The sequence below is a fragment of the Stutzerimonas stutzeri genome, from assembly GCF_024448695.1.
Taxonomy (GTDB): domain Bacteria; phylum Pseudomonadota; class Gammaproteobacteria; order Pseudomonadales; family Pseudomonadaceae; genus Stutzerimonas; species Stutzerimonas stutzeri_T.
This window is the reverse complement of record NZ_JAMOHY010000015.1, coordinates 20,251-38,597: the sequence shown is the minus strand read 5'-3', so window position 1 is coordinate 38,597 and position 18,347 is coordinate 20,251. Positions and strand designations below refer to the sequence as shown.

At 61.3% G+C, this 18,347-nt stretch carries 12 protein-coding genes; 9 read left to right on the top strand and 3 right to left on the bottom strand.

The window, feature by feature from the left end; genetic code table 11:
* Positions 1 to 8 precede the first annotated feature (8 nt).
* The 3 genes from NAV32_RS12125 (at position 9) to ccoM (ending at position 849) form a co-directional block, all read left to right on the top strand.
* Complete coding sequence (locus NAV32_RS12125; protein WP_256053060.1) at positions 9 to 305, top strand: aspartate-semialdehyde dehydrogenase; 297 nt, start codon at positions 9 to 11, stop codon at positions 303 to 305.
* Between the two features lie 90 nt (positions 306 to 395).
* Complete coding sequence (locus NAV32_RS12120) at positions 396 to 560, top strand: hypothetical protein (protein WP_256053059.1); 165 nt, start codon at positions 396 to 398, stop codon at positions 558 to 560.
* Positions 561 to 738: 178 nt separating this feature from the next.
* Positions 739 to 849, top strand: coding sequence for a cytochrome c oxidase subunit CcoM (gene ccoM, locus NAV32_RS17660; RefSeq protein WP_336604867.1), 111 nt, complete (start codon positions 739 to 741; stop codon positions 847 to 849).
* A gap of 220 nt (positions 850 to 1,069) precedes the next feature.
* Here the strand turns inward: ccoM and NAV32_RS12115 are convergent, their stop codons facing one another.
* Positions 1,070 to 1,540, bottom strand: coding sequence for a MaoC family dehydratase (locus NAV32_RS12115; RefSeq protein WP_256053058.1), 471 nt, complete (start codon positions 1,538 to 1,540; stop codon positions 1,070 to 1,072).
* 318 nt (positions 1,541 to 1,858) lie between these two features.
* Here NAV32_RS12115 and fadD2 point away from each other — a divergent pair, with 318 nt between their 5' ends.
* From fadD2 to NAV32_RS12085, 6 genes are all read left to right on the top strand, one after another.
* A complete protein-coding gene (gene fadD2 / locus NAV32_RS12110) occupies positions 1,859 to 3,547 on the top strand; it encodes a long-chain-fatty-acid--CoA ligase FadD2 (protein ID WP_256053057.1) in 1,689 nt (562 codons plus the stop codon).
* Between the two features lie 213 nt (positions 3,548 to 3,760).
* On the top strand, positions 3,761 to 5,449 hold the full coding sequence (gene fadD1 / locus NAV32_RS12105; protein WP_256053056.1) for a long-chain-fatty-acid--CoA ligase FadD1: 1,689 nt from the start codon (positions 3,761 to 3,763) through the stop codon (positions 5,447 to 5,449).
* Positions 5,450 to 5,601: 152 nt separating this feature from the next.
* The gene (locus tag NAV32_RS12100) at positions 5,602 to 7,290 is read left to right on the top strand and encodes a methyl-accepting chemotaxis protein (protein WP_256053055.1); all 1,689 of its coding nucleotides are present in this window, start codon (positions 5,602 to 5,604) and stop codon (positions 7,288 to 7,290) included.
* A gap of 87 nt (positions 7,291 to 7,377) precedes the next feature.
* Complete coding sequence (gene hrpA / locus NAV32_RS12095; protein ID WP_256053054.1) at positions 7,378 to 11,475, top strand: ATP-dependent RNA helicase HrpA; 4,098 nt, start codon at positions 7,378 to 7,380, stop codon at positions 11,473 to 11,475.
* Between the two features lie 138 nt (positions 11,476 to 11,613).
* Positions 11,614 to 12,507 (top strand): EamA family transporter RarD, encoded by an 894-nt coding sequence (gene rarD / locus NAV32_RS12090; RefSeq protein WP_256053053.1) that lies wholly within the window; start codon positions 11,614 to 11,616, stop codon positions 12,505 to 12,507.
* Positions 12,508 to 12,755: 248 nt separating this feature from the next.
* The gene (locus tag NAV32_RS12085) at positions 12,756 to 14,804 is read left to right on the top strand and encodes a putative bifunctional diguanylate cyclase/phosphodiesterase (protein WP_256053052.1); all 2,049 of its coding nucleotides are present in this window, start codon (positions 12,756 to 12,758) and stop codon (positions 14,802 to 14,804) included.
* A gap of 111 nt (positions 14,805 to 14,915) precedes the next feature.
* Here the strand turns inward: NAV32_RS12085 and NAV32_RS12080 are convergent, their stop codons facing one another.
* A complete protein-coding gene (locus tag NAV32_RS12080; RefSeq protein WP_256053051.1) occupies positions 14,916 to 17,042 on the bottom strand; it encodes a heavy metal translocating P-type ATPase in 2,127 nt (708 codons plus the stop codon).
* 264 nt (positions 17,043 to 17,306) lie between these two features.
* The gene (locus tag NAV32_RS12075) at positions 17,307 to 18,272 is read right to left on the bottom strand and encodes a ribonuclease Z (protein ID WP_256053050.1); all 966 of its coding nucleotides are present in this window, start codon (positions 18,270 to 18,272) and stop codon (positions 17,307 to 17,309) included.
* Positions 18,273 to 18,347: the final 75 nt, after the last annotated feature.

Here is an 18,347-nt window from a genome sequence, read left to right as displayed (position 1 = left end):
GAGCGAAAATGCTGCCAGTCATTCCAGCCGGAGTCGTTCAGGTCAATGCGCAGCAGGACGTGGTAAAGCCGCGCCCTGATATCGCGCCTGTCACGCCTGTCGAGCCAAGCGCCAATGAAAGTTCGGTAGAACTGGATCGTCGCCATCCTCAGGAAGCCGAGCAGATGCTGCGTGACGAGCAGCGCAGGCGTCAGCGGCGCGGCTATACGGCAGAGGAACTGGCCGAAGGCGAAACCGCTGAAGGGGATCAGGAGGCGCTGGACGAACTGCCACGCCAGGGTCTCTGGGTTGATGTCGAGGTTTGACCCAATAGTGTGAGCGCACCTGTAGCGCAGGGCCCATTTTGCGGGCTGCCTGTCATCCAACTTTTACCGGACCATCCACGAGCCAGCCTTATGAGCAGTGAAGTAAAGTTGATCGACTTCAGCGCAGAACGCGAAAAGCGCATCCACGACATCAAAGATAAGCGCCTTGACGAGATGCGCCAGGCTTTCGAGCAGGCGTTGCCCCTGGGAAAGTCGAAGAAGAAGACCAAAGACAAGCCTAAGAAGCGTTCGTAGTAACGCTGAGGCCCGACTTGCAACACCCTCCCATACCCCCTGTTTTCTTGATCCAGGTCATCTTGCGTGACGCCTGGTTTCCAAGGCTTCGCGCCTATTGACATCGGTCAATTTTTTATCCGGCCAGCGGAGTAACTTGCAGCCATCAGACAGCACAACGGTTTGGAGGAAGGTAATCATGTTCGTCGATGATGTGGTGCTCGCTGGGGTTGTCACAGTCGGCCTGATGGTCGTCTTCCTCGGGGGTTTCGGATATTTCATCTGGCGGGATGCGCAAAAGAAGCGCTGATCCAGCTGGTGTAAAGGGCACGCAAGGCATTTGGGCGACTTAGGTCGCCCTTTTTTTTGTCTGATTTTTTGGCAATGCCAGAAAGTTTTGCATCAGACGATATGGGGTGGCGCGGGCAAAGCTTCGCGGCTGAAGACGCTTCCACCAGTGGGGTGCACTGCCATGCCCTGCAGGGATTTCGTGGGGGCGATCTCAGCCGCGAATGGCTGCAGACGGGCGATCAGCCGAAGCTGATCGGCGGCAGTTCCTTCAGCTCAACGCTTTGCGCGCGACGTGGCGCCAGTACTTCCGCCACGCCTTCAACCACCTGCTCGTCGTTCTGATTGAACACGTTGGTGGCGATGCGAACACGGTTTTTCGGCAACTTTTCCAGAATTTCCAGGCGTACGGTGAGGGTGTCGCCGAGCTTTACCGGGCGGGTAAAGGTCATGGTCTGGCCCAGGTAAATGGTGCCCGGCCCCGGCAGGGTGCAGGCCACTGCGGCGCTGATCAGTGCGCCGCTGAACATGCCGTGGGCGATACGCTCCTTGAACGGGGTGCCGGCGGCGTATTCCGCGTCGAGGTGCACCGGGTTACGGTCGCCCGACATGGCCGCGAACAGCTGAATGTCCCGTTCTTCCACGGATTTTTCGTATTGCGCAGTCTGGCCGACTTCCAGCGCGGCGTAAGGCGTGTTGCTGATGGTGGTCATCAAGTTTCCTCGGAGGTAGGACCGGATCGCAGCTGGCCGCAGCCTGTCGGTCCGATATGAAGAGCTGCGCAATCTGCTGTGCAGCTGCCGTGCTTGCGCTGCGGCTGCATTCTAGAGGCATGTTGCAAGCTTGTCCTCAAGACCTGTCATGCGGACTGTGTGTGAACCCGTGCATGGCTGCGGCGGGTGGCTGAACGTAGCGTCGGCCGTGATGCAAGATTCATGTTGGTGATTTACCCCTCGTTAGCCTGTCGTGCCGTGCCGCTGAGCTGCTAAGTTGGGTCTAGTCCACTTTCAGGTAAAAGAGGCCAATAACAAATGCAACCTGACTTCTGGAATGACAAACGCCCCGCTGGAGTGCCCAACGAGGTGGATATGGGCGGATTTTGCTCGGTGATTGAGGTATTTGAGAGCTCCTGCAAGACCCATGCGAACCGTCCGGCATTCAGCAATATGGGCGTGACGCTGACCTACGCCGATCTGGAGCGCCACTCGGCAGCTTTTGCGGCCTGGCTGCAGCAGCATACGAGCCTGCAGCCAGGTGACCGCATCGCGGTGCAGATGCCCAACCTGTTGCAATACCCGATTGCCGTTTTTGGCGCCCTGCGTGCAGGGTTGATCGTGGTTAATACCAACCCGCTGTACACCGCCCGCGAGATGCGCCATCAGTTCCGGGATTCTGGTGTGCGGGGGCTTGTTTACCTCAACACCTTCGGCAAGCTGGTGCAGGAGGTGCTGCCGGATACCGATATCGAGTATCTGATCGAGGCGCGAATCGGTGACATGCTGCCGACCGTCAAGGGCCTGCTGGTCAATGCCGCCGTCAAGCATCTGAAGAAGATGGTGCCCGAGTTCAGCCTGCCGCAGGCCGTGTCGTTCAGGCAGGTTCTGCGCGAAGGTGCGCGCCACCGACCAACTCCGGTAACACTCGGCCTGGACGATATCGCCGTGCTGCAATATACCGGCGGCACCACTGGCGCGGCCAAGGGTGCGATGCTTACCCACGGCAACCTGGTGGGCAACATGCAACAGGTGCGTGCCGTCATGCAGCAGCTTGACGAGCAGGGTCAGACCGTCGTCAAGGAAGGTGCTGAAATCATGATCGCGCCGTTGCCGCTCTATCACATCTATGCCTTCACGGTTAACTGCATGTGCATGATGGTGACGGGCAACCACAATGTGCTCATCACCAATCCGCGCGATATAGACGGCTTCGTCAAGGAGTTGCAGCGCTGGCAGTTCACCGCATTTCTCGGCCTCAACACCCTGTTTGTGGCGCTGATGGCCCACCGTGATTTCAGCAGGATCGACTTCTCCCGGTTGAAGACCACCAATTCCGGTGGCACGGCGCTGGTCTCTGCGGTGGCCGAGCGCTGGCAGAGCATCACCGGCTGCCAGGTGCTCGAAGGTTACGGGCTTACGGAAACCTCGCCCGTGGCCTGCGCCAACCCCTACGGCGGCATGGCGCGTCTTGGCTCGGTCGGCCTGCCGGTGCCAGGCACGCTGCTCAAGGTGATTGATGACGACGGCAACGAGCTGCCCCTCGGTTCACGGGGGGAGTTGTGCGTTATGGGGCCTCAGGTGATGAAGGGCTACTGGCAGCGTCCGGAGGCCACCGCAGAAGTACTCGACGCTGAAGGCTGGCTGAAGACAGGTGATATCGCGGTGATCGGCGAGGACGGTTTTGTGCGTATTGTCGACCGCAAGAAGGATCTCATCATCGTCTCGGGTTTCAACGTCTATCCCAACGAGGTTGAAGATGTGGCCATGGCGCATGCCAAGGTTGCGGCCTGTGCGGCTATTGGCGTTCCGGATGAAAAGACCGGCGAGGCGGTCAGGCTGTTCGTGGTGCCCAGCGACAGCAGTCTCACGGTGGAAGAGTTGCAAGCCTGGTGCCGGGAAAACCTGACGGGCTACAAGGTGCCGCGGCAACTGGTTTTTCGGGACTCACTGCCGATGACACCCGTGGGTAAAATCCTTCGCAGGGAGCTGCGAGACCAAGCTTGAGGCCCGGTTTAGACGAAGCCGGTCATTCATAATGTGAGTGACCGGCTTCTTGTTATTAGTCACTTTATGCCTTTTTTCTCTGTTTCGGACGCTGTTCGGCCAGTTTTAAAGCTGATAACCTCGGTCCACTTTTCAGCCGTTTAGCGGCGCGAAATTAACAAATCACAACAAAATAGCTGCCATGCGCAGCAGGCTGTCGCTTAGGAGTGGGTCATGACCGATAACTTCTGGAAGGATAAATATCCTGTCGGAGTCGAAAGCGAAATCAATCCCGACGAGTACCAGAACATCCAGGCTGTGCTAAAGCAGTCCTGCGAGCGTTTCGCGGACAAGCCGGCATTCAGCAATCTCGGCAAGACCCTGACCTACGGTGAGCTGTATAAGTTGTCCGGTGACTTTGCCGCCTACCTGCAGCAGAACACCGACCTTCAGCCCGGCGACCGCATCGCCGTGCAGCTGCCAAACCTGATTCAGTACCCCATCGTGGTGTTCGGGGCGATGCGCGCCGGGCTCATTGTGGTCAATACCAATCCGCTGTACACCGCGCGGGAAATGGAGCACCAGTTCAACGATGCGGGCGCGAAGGCGCTGGTGTGTCTGGCCAACATGGCGCATCTGGCCGAGGAAGTGCTGCCCAAGACCGGCGTCAAGCACGTGATCATCACCGAAGTGGCCGACATGCTGCCGCCGCTCAAGCGGATGCTGATCAACGCAGTGGTCAAGCATGTGAAGAAGATGGTGCCGGCATACAGCCTGCCGAAGGCGGTCAAGCTCAACGATGCCCTGGCACTGGGTCGCGGAAAGGCCGTACGTGAGGCTTCACCGAGCAGTGATGAAATCGCCGTGCTGCAATACACCGGCGGCACCACCGGCATCGCCAAGGGGGCAATGCTGACCCACCGCAACATCGTCGCCAACATGCTGCAGTGCAAGGCGCTGATGGGCTCGAACCTCGATGACGGCAGCGAGGTGCTTATTGCGCCGCTGCCGCTTTACCACATCTACGCATTCACCTTTCATTGCATGGCAATGATGCTGATCGGTAATCACAATATTCTGATCACCAACCCGCGCGACCTGCCGACGATGATCAAGGACCTGTCCAAGTACCGTTTCACCGGTTTCGTCGGTCTTAATACCTTGTTCGTGGCGCTGTGTAACAACCAGGAATTCCGCAAGCTTGATTTCTCCGCACTCAAGGTCACCCTCTCGGGCGGCATGGCGCTGCAGCTGGCCGCCGCCGAGCGCTGGAAGCAGGTCACTGGCTGCTCCATCTGCGAAGGCTACGGCCTGACCGAAACCAGCCCGGTGGCCTCGGTCAACCCGATCGAGCACATCCAGATCGGCACCATCGGCATTCCGGCTCCTTCTACACTCTTCAAGGTCATCAACGACGACGGACAGGACTTGCCTCAGGGCGAGATTGGCGAGCTGTGCATCAAGGGCCCGCAGGTGATGAAGGGTTACTGGCAGCGACAGGAAGCCACCGACGAGGTGATTGATGCTGAAGGCTGGTTCAAGACCGGCGATATTGGCGTGATCCAGGAAGACGGCTATATCCGTATCGTCGACCGCAAGAAGGACATGATCCTGGTTTCCGGTTTCAACGTGTATCCCAATGAACTGGAAGACGTCCTCGCAACCCTCCCGGGAGTGTTGCAGTGCGCTGCCATTGGCATACCGGACGAGAAGTCCGGCGAGGCGATCAAGGTGTTCATCGTGGTCAAACCTGGCGAGAGCCTGACCAGGGAGCAGGTGATGCAGCACATGCATGACAACCTGACCGGCTACAAGCGACCCAAGACCGTCGAGTTTCGCGACAGCCTGCCAACCACCAATGTCGGCAAGATTCTGCGGCGCGAACTCCGTGACGAGGAGCTACGCAAGCTCGGCAAAAAGTGATATCCGCATCCCTTTGACAGGGCCTCGCTTCGGCGGGGCCTTTTCATGTCCGCACCTGAAGCAGTTGTATTTACGAGCCCTTCTTTTTTTGACGCCTTTTAATTGGCATAATGGCCGGTCGCTTTTCCATACTATTAATAGGGTTTTACGAAATGCTCGGGAGCTTACGTCTGCGCGGGAAACTGCTGCTGTTGGGACTGGTGCCGATGCTCCTGCTGGCGATACTGCTCAGTGGAATAGCTATCTATGAGTTGCGCGAGCTGGCGGATCAGCAGGAGGCGCAAAGCCGTATCAGCCTCATTCAGGATCGCCGGGCAGAGTTGAAGAACTACGTCGAAGTGGCGCGTAATGCCATCGGTGCAATCTATGCACGCTCGGGCGATGGCGATATGGCGGCGCGTGCCGAGGCGGTGGAGCTTCTGGAGAAGCTCTCCTATGGCGTAGACGGGTATTTCTGGGGCTATGACGACCAATCCCGCCGGGTATTGCAAGGCGATACGCGCGAGCGGATTGGAGAAAGCTTCCACGACTACCGTGATCCCAATGGCATCTACGCCATCCGCGATCTGGTCAAGGCTGGCCAGGACGGCAGGCATTACGTTGATTACAGCTTCGTTCTGGGGAGCGACAGCAGCGTGCTGGTGCCCAAGGTCGGCTATGCCGAATACCTGCCGAAATGGAAACTGGCATTCGGCACCTCGGTCAATCTCGATGGCGTTGAGCGGGAAGTACAGGCCGCACGCGAGGCGTTTCAGCAACGCATCGATGCCATGATCGCCATCATGCTGGGTTCGGTCGTTGCGCTGCTGGCGGTTGCAGCGGTATTGGCGGTCGTAATGAGCAACAGCATTTTGCGTCCGCTGTTGCTGGTCAAACGCAATCTCGATGAAATGGCCGCCGGGGATGGGGATCTGACCCAGCGCTTGCCGGTCACCAGCCAGGATGAGCTGGGTGAGCTGGCGGTATCCTTCAACCGTTTCGTGGAGAAAATTCACGCCTTGGTGCAGCAGGTTGCCGGTACCACCACGCAGCTTGCCGGACTGGTGGGTGCCGTCGCCGAGCAGGCCCATCGTTCCGAGCAGGCCATGGAAAGCCAGCGGCATGAGACCGATCAGGTCGCTACTGCCATCAATGAGATGTCCGCTGCGGCCAACGAAGTCGCCATGAGTGCGCAGCGTGCCGCCGAGGCCGCGCGCGAGACCGATCAGCAGGGGCTTGCGGCCAAACGCGTGGTCGATTGCAGCATCCAGCAGATCCATGAGCTGGTTGACGAGCTGCGTGGCAGTGGTGACTCACTGGCCGGCCTGCAGAAAGATGTGCAGGGGATTGTCGGGGTGCTGGACGTGATTCGCGCCATTGCCGACCAGACCAACCTGCTGGCGCTCAACGCAGCCATCGAGGCGGCACGCGCAGGAGAGGCCGGGCGTGGTTTTGCTGTGGTGGCTGATGAGGTTCGCGCATTGGCCAGTCGCACCCAGCAGAGCACGGGTGAAATCCAGAGCATGATCGATCGTCTGCAGAGTGCCACCAGTCACAGCGTGGCGACCATGCTGCGCACGGGTGAAAAGGGCGAGGCCAGCCAGGCCCAGGCCAATCAGGCCGGCGAGTCGCTGGACGCCATTGCTGCTCTGATCGGCACCATCAATTCGATGAACGCCCAGATCGCCAGCGCCGCCGAGGAGCAGACCGCCGTGGCCGAGGAAATCAACCGCAGCGTGCACCACATTGCCGATGCCGTGGACGGAGTTGCCAGGGACGCCGCCGAGGGCGCTCACACCTCCCGTGAACTCAATGGCCTCGCCGAAAGCCTGCAGCGCGTGGTGGGCCAGTTCCGCATCTGATCCACCTCGCCGGGGCCGAACGGTTGGCCCCGGTAGAGCGCTAAATCTGCGACAATCGCGGCCTTCACGAACTGTCCACGGCTGTCCATGCTCGACGCAACCCCCGCCTTCGATACCCTGCTCAAGAACCTCGATCAGACTTTCAGCGCCGACCGCCATCGCCTGCGCCGTCAGCTGCACGAACTGAGAAAGAAACCGGACGAGGCCAAACTGGCGCAGTGGTTTGAACGCGTCCAAGCCTCGGTAGCCAGGGTCGAGGCGCGGCGGCAAAGCGTACCGGCCATCCGCTACGACGATGCACTGCCCATCGCCGCCAAGCGCGACGAGATCAAGGCCGCGCTGGAAAAGCATCAGGTGCTGGTGATTGCCGGCGAAACCGGCTCGGGCAAGACCACTCAGCTGCCGAAGATATGTCTGGAAATCGGTCGCGGCGTACACGGGCTGATCGGTCATACGCAGCCGCGCCGGCTGGCCGCGCGCAGCGTCGCTACGCGCGTTGCCGAGGAGATCGGCACACCGCTGGGCGAGCTGGTCGGTTATCAGGTGCGCTTCGAGGATCAGAGCACCGAGAGCACCCTGATCAAGCTGATGACCGACGGCATCCTGTTGGCCGAGACCCAGCACGACCGCTTTCTGGAAAAGTACGACACCCTCATCGTCGACGAGGCCCACGAGCGCTCGCTGAACATCGATTTTCTGCTGGGTTTCCTCAAGACGCTGCTGCCACGCCGGCCTGACCTTAAGGTGATCATCACCTCGGCGACCATCGATCTGGAGCGCTTCTCTAAGCATTTCAGCGGGGCCGGCCTTCCGGATGCACCGATCATCGAAGTCTCCGGCCGTACCTACCCGGTGGACACCTGGTACCGCCCGCTGGCTGCCGAGACCGACGAGGACGGCAACCGCATCGAGGACGACCTGACCGTCGACCAGGGCATCCTCGCCGCGCTGGACGAGATCGAGGCTCACGAGAAGAGCATCGGCAAGCGCCCCGGCGATGTGCTGGTGTTCCTCCCCGGTGAGCGCGAGATCCGCGACGCTGCTGAGATGCTGCGCAAGGCCAACCTGCGCCTCACCGAGGTGCTGCCGCTGTATGCGCGGCTGACACCGGGGGAGCAGCAGAAGATCTTCAAGCCCGCCGCGGGCCGCAAGATTGTGCTGGCCACCAACGTCGCGGAAACCTCGCTGACCGTGCCAGGCATCCGCTACGTGATCGACTCCGGCACCGCGCGCATCAGCCGCTACAGCTACCGCGCCAAGGTGCAGCGCTTGCCTATCGAGGCCGTGTCCCAGGCCAGCGCCAACCAGCGCAAGGGGCGTTGCGGACGGGTCGAGCCGGGCATCTGCATTCGTCTGTACAGCGAGGAGGATTTTCTTTCCCGCCCCGAATTCACCGACCCCGAGATCCTGCGCACCAACCTTGCGGCGGTGATCCTGCAGATGCTCCATCTGCGCCTGGGTGATATTCAGGATTTCCCCTTCATCGAGCCGCCGGATGGCAAGGCCATCAGCGACGGCTTCAACCTGCTGCAGGAGCTTTCGGCAGTCAATCGCGAGAACCTGCTGACGCCGCTGGGCCGCCAGCTGGCGCGTCTGCCGATCGATCCGCGTCTCGGTCGAATGCTGCTCGAAGGTGCTGTGCAGGGCAGCCTCGCCGAGGTGCTGATCGTTGCCAGCGCACTGTCGGTGCAGGATGTGCGCGAGCGACCGGCTGATCGCCAGCAGGCTGCCGACCAGGCTCATGCCCAGTGGAAAGACCCGGATTCGGACTTCGCCGCGCTGATCAATCTCTGGCGCGGCTTTGAGGAAAAGCGTCAGGAACTGGGTTCTGGCGCGTTGCGTACCTGGTGCCGCAAGAACTTTCTCAACTACCTGCGTCTGCGCGAGTGGCGCGACGCCCATCGTCAGCTGACCCTGATCGCCCGCGAGCTCAAGCTTGGCGCGGGCAGGTCGGTGGATGACTCCGGCCAACCAGCGCACGCCGACAAGGTACGTAGGGTGGAAGACGGCAAAGCCTCTTCCACGCGTCCCTCCAGGGCCGACTCCCAACCGGTCCCCACCAAGGACACCAAGGTCAACGTCATCCTCCGTCAGCAGGCCGAAGCCAGCGAAGCGGCGCAGAAGGCCAAGGGCTACGCTGCGGTGCACAAGGCGATCCTCTCGGGCCTGCTCAGCCAGATCGGCAACAAGACCGAGGAGGGTGACTTCCTCGGTGCCCGCCAGCGGCGTTTCTGGGTGCATCCCTCCAGCGTGATCGGGCGCAAGAAGCCCAACTGGCTGATGGCCGCCGAGCTGGTGGAAACCACCAAGCTCTTCGCGCGCATGGTCGCCAGGATCGAGCCTGACTGGATCGAGCCGCTGGCTGGCCATCTGATCAAGAAAAACCACTTCGAGCCGCACTGGGAGAAGAAGCGCGGTCAGGTGGTGGCCTACGAGCAGGTCACGCTCTTCGGGATGATCGTCGTTGGCCGTCGACCCGTGCATTACGGCCCCATCGATCCGCCCGCGGCACGCGAGCTGTTCATCCGTGAAGGACTGGTGCGTGGCGAGATGCATAGCCGCGCCAAGGCACTGACCGCCAACCGTGAGTTGCTCGAACTGTTCGACGAGCTGGAGGCCAAGGCGCGCCGTCGCGACATCATCGCCGACGAAGATACCCTGTTCGCCTATTACGACGCGCGCCTGCCGGCGGACATCTACCAGACCGCGAGCTTCGAGAACTGGTACAAGCGCGAGAGCGCGAAGAACGCGCAACTGCTGGTCATGCGCGATGAAGATGTACTGGCGCGCGATGCCAGCGAGATCACTGCCGCGCAGTATCCGGATCACCTGCGCATCGGCGAACTGCAGTTGCCGCTGGAATACCACTTTGAACCCAACCACCCGCGAGATGGCGTGACCCTGCGCGTACCGGCGCCGCTGTTGCCGCAGCTGCGCAACGAGCGCCTCGACTGGCTGGTGCCCGGCCTGCTGCAAACCAAAGCCGTGGCCCTGGTGCGCAACCTGCCCAAGGCGCTGCGCAAGAACTTCGTGCCGGTGCCGGACTTCGTCGGCGCGGCGCTTGCCAAGATCAGCTTCGGCGAAGGTTCGCTGCCCGAGGCGCTGGGGCGTGAGCTGCTGCGCATGACCGGTGCTCGGGTCTCGGACGACGCTTGGGCAGAGGCGGCTGCCGGTCTGGAAAACCACCTGAAGATGAATATCGAAGTGGTCGACGCCCGCGGCAAGTTCCTCGGTGAAGGCCGCGATCTGGCTGAATTGACCGCACGTTTCGCCGAAGCCAGCCAGGCTGCCCTGGCGCCGCCGCAGCAGAAGGCCGAGCAGAAACCGGTCGAAGCCAAGGGCTTTGCCCAAGTCGCGGAAAAGGCCCAGGCGAAGATGGCCGGGCTGTCGATGACGGTGTACCCGGCGTTGGTGGAAGAGGCCGGGGTGGTCAAGGAAGGGCGCTTCCCGACTCAGGCCGAAGCCGAGTGGCAACACCGTCGTGCGCTGCAACGGCTGTTGCTGCAACAACTGGCAGAACCCGCCAAGTACCTGCGCAGCAAGCTGCCAGGGCTCACAGACCTGGGCCTGCTCTATCGCGACATGGGCAAGGTCGATGCCTTGGTTGAGGACATTCTGCTGGCCAGCCTGGACAGCTGCATCCTCGACGGCGAAGCGCCGCTGCCACGTGATGGCGCAGCGCTGGCTTCGCTGGCGGAGAAAAAGCGCGGCGAGTGGGCCGCCCACGCCGAGCGCCTGGCGCGCCTTACACTGGACATCCTCAAGCTCTGGCACAGTCTGCAGAAGCGCTTCAAGGGCAAGATCGACCTGGCCCAAGCGGTGGCGCTCAACGACATCAAGGCGCAGCTGGGCAACCTGGTCTACCCCGGTTTCGTCCGCGAAACGCCCGCCGAGTGGCTCAAGGAATACCCGCGCTATCTGAAGGCCATCGAGCAGCGCTTCGAGAAGATCGGCGCGCAGCTGCAACGTGATCGCGTGTGGTCCGGCGAGCTGGCAGGCTACCAGGAGCACTATCAGGCGCGTCTGAAAAAGCATTTGCAGGAAGGCAAGCGCGATTCTGAACTCAGCCTTTACCGCTGGATGCTCGAGGAATACCGCGTTTCGCTTTGGGCCCAGCAGCTGGGAACCCGACTGCCGGTGTCCGACAAGCGCTTGAGCAAACAGTGGAGTCAGGTTCAGCCATAGGCTCCATCAAGCCTGTGCAACCCCTGAGTCCAGGACATAGAGTCACACCGGAGCCAGCACTTTCTTGGAGGCTTGGCTGGCAAATAATTCGGCTCTACGGCTGAGCAATTCAGAAGATATTGTGAATCAGGGGCTTGCATGCAAAGCCGTAACAGTCTGCCGGGCGTGGCCAGTTCGCTCGGGGCGTCGGTGCTGTTCGCCACGCTGTACTACTACACTTCTCTTCTCGAGCCGCTTGGCGGCCAGCAGATTTACGGCTGGCGCATCCTGCTCACCGCGCCTTGCCTGGCGTTGTTGCTGCTCGGTTTCGCGCGCTGGGGCGAGGTTTGCCAGATTCTGGCGCGCTTGTTGGAAGAGCCGCGGCTGTTGCTGGTATTGCCGCTGTCCTCGGCGTTGGTCGGGGTGCAGCTCTGGCTGTTCATGTGGGCGCCGATCAATGGCCACGGGCTGGACGTCTCCCTCGGCTATTTCCTCCTGCCGTTGACCCTGGTGCTGACCGGGCGGCTGCTCTTTGGCGAAGCGATCAGCCGTCTGCAAGGACTAGCCTGTCTACTGGCGGCGATTGGCGTCGGCAACGAGTTGCTGCTGGCCTCGTCCCTGTCCTGGCCGGTACTGGCGGTTGCCCTCGGCTATCCCTGCTACTTTGCCTTGCGTCGCTGGGCCGGTACCGCCAACCTCGGCGGCCTGTTGCTTGATCTCGGCATCAGCCTGCCGGTCGCCGCCACCTTTGCCCTGGCCGATGGCGACACCCTGCAGCATGTTGTCGAAAGCCCACGGCTGCTTCTGCTGATCTTGGGGCTGGGCGCACTCAGTGCCGTCGCGCTGGCGTTGATGATCATCGCCGGCAAACGCCTGGAAATGGCGCTGTTCGGTCTGCTCAGCTATGTCGAACCGGTGCTGCTGGTGGCGGTGGCCATCCTGCTGGGCGAGCGTATCGCACGTGAACAATGGCTGACTTACGGTGCGATCTGGCTGGCTATTCTGGTTCTGGTCTTCGAGGGCGTGCGCGCGTTGCGCAAGCAGCGGATCTAGCAAGTGCTGTGCGAAAACGGCCGACCGTAATCACTGTGACCGAGTCAGACATGCGCGTGCAGCAGTCTGGACGCAACCGCTCATCACCTGGCTCGGTCTTCACCTGCGCCGCAGCCCGCACGGTTGCGCAATGATAGCTTAATGCTATCAATGCATTGGGATATTCAATCTCTTGGTGCCGTTCTGGCCGTTAGAATCCTGGCGCTATTCTCTTGGCAGTAGCTCCCGCGCGGAGCCTAGAAGAAGGTATGTATCGGATTTTCGGCTGTATCACGGAACTGCATCACCCTGGGTTCGTGATCATGGCTGCGCTGTTGTGCGTCATGGGTGCGGGTATCACCCTGCGGCTGTTCCGTCGTGCGCAGGAAACACAGGGCTTCCAGCAGCTTGGGTGGTGCGCGCTCAGTGCCGGCACGGTAGGTTCGACGATCTGGTCGACCCATTTCATCGCCATGCTCGGCTATCGCCCCAACGTTCCCATCGAGCTGGATCCGGGGTTGACCTCGCTTTCATTGCTGGTCGCCATGCTGGGTGCTTCTGCGGGCCTGATGCTGGCGATATTGCCGCGCTGGAGGCTGGCGCCGGCCATCGGCGGAGCGGTCTGCGGTCTGGGTATCTCGGCGATGCACTACCTTGGCATGCTGGCCTACCGTGTGCAGGGGCTGGTCAGTTGGGAGAGCGGCTACATTTTCGCCTCGATACTGCTGGCAACCGGCCTCAGTGCGCTGGCGTTCCAGCTGGCCCACAAAAACCGAAAACCCGGATGGTACCGTCCGCCGGCGCTGTTCCTGTCGCTTGCCATCGTCTCGCTGCATTTCACCGGGATGGCCGGCTTCGGTGTGTCGCCGGTGTTGCTGGAGCATGCCGTGACCAATCCACCTGCCATGCAGGCGCTGGCCTTCGTGGTGGCTGGTGTGACGCTGCTGATCTTCGGCGCTAGCCTGGCGAGCTACCTGATCGACGGCAGTGTCAGGCTGGAGTCGCTTGTGCGGTTGCAGTACATGGCCATGAATGACGCGCTGACCGGACTGCCCAACCGCGAAAGCTTCAACCGCCATCTGGAGCAGGCACTGAATCAGGCGCGAAAGACCGACGAGCAGGTGGGGCTGTTGTTCATCGACCTGGATGGTTTCAAGGCGGTAAACGATCTGCATGGTCACATGGCCGGCGATCAGGTCTTGCAGCAGCTCGGCCAGCGCTTCAAAGCCCTGGGGAACGATCAGGTCTATCCCGTGCGTCTGTCCGGTGACGAGTTTGCGGTGGTGCTGCGGCTGCAGGAGGGCACGGAGGGGCTGCACGCCTTCGTCGAGCGACTGCAGGCAGTGATTAACGAACCCATGCTGACCTCGTTCGGCTTGTTCCGTCTGGACGCCTGTATAGGCGGCGCCATCTATCCGCAGGATGCGAGTACCAGGGAAAGCCTGCTCAGCAATGCTGACCTGGCCATGTATCGCGCCAAGGGAGAGCTGGGCAGGCAGGTGTGCTTCTACGAGCCGAAGATGGATGAGCGGGTTCGTCTGCGCAAGGCCCTGGCCAGAGACTTGCGTGTCGCCCTCGAACAGGATCAGTTGCAGTTGCATTATCAATTGCAGACTGACCTTGCCAGCGGGCACATTCACGGTTACGAGGCTTTGCTGCGCTGGGAGCACCCCACGCAGGGCAACATTCCACCGGCCGAGTTCATCCCGCTTGCCGAATGCGATACGACGATTCTGGCGCTCGGCGAATGGGTGCTGCGCAAGGCCTGCAGCGATGCGGCCTCCTGGGCGGAGCCCTACAGCGTCGCCATCAATGTGTCACCCATGCAGTTTATCCACGACGACCTTGTGAATCTGGTGCAACGGGTCCTCAGCGATACCGGGCTGGCGCCGGCGCGGCTGGAGCTGGAATTGACCGAATCGAGCATCTTTGCCGACCGTGACAAGGCACTGGACGTGCTCACGCGCCTCAAGCGAATGGGTGTCAGCATTGCTCTGGATGACTTCGGCACCGGCTATTCATCGCTGGATATTCTGCGCTCATTTCCGTTCGACAAGATCAAGACGGACCGCTCTTTCATGCCGTCCATCGAGGAAAATCCGCAGGCACGGGCAATCATTTCCGCCGTGCTGGCGCTGGGGCACAGCCTGAATATTCCAGTGCTGGCCGAGGGGATCGAAACCTCGGGTCAGCTCGAATTGTTGCGCGGCATGGGTTGTGCAGCCGTGCAGGGATTCTATCTGGGCAGGCCAACGTCCCTGGCCGCTCTGGTTGAGGCGGGCCAGATCAGGTTATTGAGGGCAGCACAGCCGGCCTGAAGCACAGCGCTGCCGGTTGGTGGGAGTCGCTTGAGCAGGGGCCGGCATGCTGCTCCTGCATGGCTGATCCAGACCAGGCCGATGGGGCTTGGTGCGAGTGTCGTTTCCCCGCTACTTCTTCAGCAGACGCAGACCGTTGAACACCACCAGCAGGCTGACGCCCATGTCTGCAAAAACCGCCATCCACATGGTGGCCTGCCCCGTCAGGGTAATGGCGAGAAACAGCGCCTTGATCCCCAACGCCAGCACGATGTTCTGTCTGAGAATGGCTGCAGTTTGCTGGGAGAGCCGGATAAAGGCCGGAATCTTTCGCAGATCGTCATCCATCAAGGCGACATCCGCCGTTTCGATGGCTGTGTCCGTTCCGGCAGCCGCCATGGCGAAACCGATTTCGGACTTCGCCAGCGCCGGCGCATCATTGATGCCATCGCCGACCATCCCAACCATGTGTCCGCGCGCTTGCAGGCTTTCAATGGCTTTCAACTTGTCGATCGGAAGAAGATTGCCGCGTGCCTCGTCGATGCCTACCTGCGTTGCTATCGCTTCTGCGGTGTGAGGGTTGTCGCCGGTCAGCATCATGGTCTTCACACCAAGCGCGTGAAGCGCTTCGATTGCCTGGCGGCTCGTAGCTTTCACGGTGTCGGCAACCGCAAACATGGCAATCGCATGCTGCGGGTTGCTCAGCACCACTACCGTTTTGCCCTGGCGTTCGAGTTGTTCCAGTTTCACTTCCAGTTCTGCTGAGCAGAGGCCAAGTTCCTCCACCAGCCGGTGGTTGCCCAGTTGGTAGTGCATCCCTTCGATGGTGCCCCGTACCCCTCGGCCCGGCAGGGCTTCAAGCGCTTCAACCTCGAAAAACCTCAGTCCCTGCTGCGCTGCCTGCCTGGCTATCGCCTGCGATACGGGGTGATCGGAACGACTGGCCAGGCTCGCCGCCAGTGCGCGGCAGTGCTCCGGGTTCTGTTCAGCCAAGGCAATGAAATCGGTTTGTACCGGCTTGCCGTGAGTGATGGTTCCAGTCTTGTCGAGTGCCAGAAAGCTGAGTTTTCTGCCCATTTCCAGGTAGACGCCGCCCTTGATCAGGATGCCTTTTCGGGCAGCCGCAGCCAGGCCGCTGACAATGGTGACGGGCGTCGAGATAACCAGGGCGCAGGGGCAGGCGACGACCAGCAGTACAAGCGCGCGATAGATCCAGTCGTACCAGGGCGCGGCCATGAACAGTGGCGGCACGCAGGCTATGGCCAGCGCGAGCAGAAAAACGACGGGGGTGTAAACCTTGGCAAACTGATCGACGAAGCGTTGGGTCGGCGCACGCGCGCCCTGAGCCTCTTCTACAGCATGAATGATGCGGGCCAGCGTGGTGTTGGCTGCGACAGCCACGACCCGGTATTCCAGCGAGCCGGTTTCGTTGATGGTTCCGGCAAAAACCGGGTCGCCGATGCCTTTGTCCACAGGCAGGCTTTCCCCGGTGATCGGCGCCTGGTTGATACTGGAACTGCCCGATGCGACCTCTCCATCGAGGCCGATTCGCTCCCCCGGACGTACCCTGACCAGCGCACCCAGGGCAATGGTTTCAATATCCACCTCAAGCCATGAACCGTCGGCCTGCTGCACCGTGGCGCGTTCCGGTGTCAGGTCCATCAGGCCTCGGATGGCATTGCGAGCCCGGTCCAGGGACTTCGCCTCGATCAACTCGGCGACGGAGAAGAGGAACATGACCATCGCCGCTTCTGGCCATTGCCCAATCAGCACCGCGCCGGTAACCGCAATGCTCATCAGCGCGTTGATGTTCAGATTACGGTTCTTCAGGGCAATCCAGCCCCTTTTATAAGTCGCCAGGCCGCACAGCAGAATGGCGAACAGCGCCATGCCGGCCACCACCCACTCGGGCGCCAGCTCAGCGAAGTGCAGCACCTCGGCCGATACTGCCGCCACGCCCGATACCGCCAGCGGCCACCAGGCTTTCTTGCGAGGGGGAGCGCCTGTCTTTTCATCCGCCGCAGTCGAGCCCTCGACCACTGGCGTGAAACCCAGGTCGCGGATCGCCGCCAGCGCTATCGGCAATGCGTCTGCTGTATGGCGAACAGTCAATACCCGCTGAAGCAGGTTGAACTCCAGTTCACTGATACCGGGCAGGGAGGACAGCTTGTGGCGAATCAGCTTTTCTTCCGTCGGGCAGTCCATCTGCTCGATTCTGATTCGCGCTTGCCCTTCGGCAGTCAGCGGTTCCGTCCGCATACCCGGAGACAAAACTGCCGCCTCGCTGGTGGCAGTCGCCTCTTTTGGCGCTATCCCAGGTTTGTGTTCACCACCGCAGCATCCGGCCATGAGTGAGTCCTCGACAATCTGATACGCAGAGTGAACACCCTGACGCAGTGACAGGGTCAAGCGCTTTGTGGGTACTACAGAAAAACGTGAAGGTGTGAACAGGCGTGTGAGCGTGGTGAGACGCACGGGTTTTTACTCGGCCAGGGGGCGAGTAGTGGTCTGTGCCCGAACGGATCAGGGCGTTTCGACCTGTAGCAAAACCCCATCCTTGCCTAAGTGCAGTCGCAGGAAGTCGTACGCCAGGAACAGTTGTCCCGGGTAATGCTCGGCTGCTTCCTGGCGTACGTCTTCGATGGAATGGCCGCGTGGCTGGCCCTGCTGATAGCGTGCGCTGAAGTGCGTCAGCAGCAGGTTGGGTACGCCGGCTTGCCGGGCAAAGCCTGCTACCCGGGCGGCGGTGCTGTGCCCGAAGGTGTTGCCGTTGGTGCTGGCGACGGCCTCGGTATAGGTTGCTTCGTGGATCAGTACGTGGGCCGCCTGACAGGCGTCAGCGAGCAGTTCGGGACGGTCGTTGTCGCCGCCCACCACGATGCGCCGGGGCGGGCGGGTGAAGTTCAGGTAGTCGTCGCTGCATAGCGTGCGACCTTCACATTCAACATCCATACCGCGAGCCAACTGGCCCCACAGCGGACCACGCGGAATGCCATCACGCTCCAATCGGTCGATATTCAGGCGCGGGTCGGGGCGCGCCTCGGTGAAGCGATAGCCGTAGCAGGGTACGCGGTGCGAAAGGGCAATGGCCTCGACGCGGATGTTCGGGCTGCACCATTCGCCCAGGCTTTCGACGGCCCGGAAGATCAGCTCGTAACCCAGCCAGCTCTGGCTCATCTGCAGCGTTGCGCGTATCCACACCTCGATGCCTTCCGGCGCGATGATCTCAAGCGGCGCCTTGCGGCCCATCATGCCGGCGCTGGCGAGCAGGCCGGGCAGGCCGAAACAGTGATCACCATGTACATGGGTGATGAAAATCGCGCGCAGTCGGTGCAAGGACAGGGGCGTGCGCAGCAGACGATGCTGGGTGCCTTCGCCGCAGTCGATCAGGTACCAGCCCTTGCTGGTGTCCTCCAGCAGCGCCAGTCCGCTGACGTTGCGGGCTCTGGTCGGGGTACCGGACGAGGTGCCGAGAAATAGCAGGTCCACAGGTTTGCTCCGGATGTCGTTCTGGCGCCAGTATGGCGCACGGCATTCGGCGCTGAACATGCACCTGCTGTGCTG

Bases quoted from the DNA above. Each gene is read 5' to 3' on its own strand.
- NAV32_RS12125 (WP_256053060.1), top strand. From the start codon at position 9: ATGCTGCCAGTCATTCCAGCCGGAGTCGTTCAGGTCAATGCGCAGCAG.
- NAV32_RS12120 (WP_256053059.1), top strand. From the start codon at position 396: ATGAGCAGTGAAGTAAAGTTGATCGACTTCAGCGCAGAACGCGAAAAG.
- ccoM (WP_336604867.1), top strand. From the start codon at position 739: ATGTTCGTCGATGATGTGGTGCTCGCTGGGGTTGTCACAGTCGGCCTG.
- NAV32_RS12115 (WP_256053058.1), bottom strand. From the start codon at position 1,540: ATGACCACCATCAGCAACACGCCTTACGCCGCGCTGGAAGTCGGCCAG.
- fadD2 (WP_256053057.1), top strand. From the start codon at position 1,859: ATGCAACCTGACTTCTGGAATGACAAACGCCCCGCTGGAGTGCCCAAC.
- fadD1 (WP_256053056.1), top strand. From the start codon at position 3,761: ATGACCGATAACTTCTGGAAGGATAAATATCCTGTCGGAGTCGAAAGC.
- NAV32_RS12100 (WP_256053055.1), top strand. From the start codon at position 5,602: ATGCTCGGGAGCTTACGTCTGCGCGGGAAACTGCTGCTGTTGGGACTG.
- hrpA (WP_256053054.1), top strand. From the start codon at position 7,378: ATGCTCGACGCAACCCCCGCCTTCGATACCCTGCTCAAGAACCTCGAT.
- rarD (WP_256053053.1), top strand. From the start codon at position 11,614: ATGCAAAGCCGTAACAGTCTGCCGGGCGTGGCCAGTTCGCTCGGGGCG.
- NAV32_RS12085 (WP_256053052.1), top strand. From the start codon at position 12,756: ATGTATCGGATTTTCGGCTGTATCACGGAACTGCATCACCCTGGGTTC.
- NAV32_RS12080 (WP_256053051.1), bottom strand. From the start codon at position 17,042: ATGCGGACGGAACCGCTGACTGCCGAAGGGCAAGCGCGAATCAGAATC.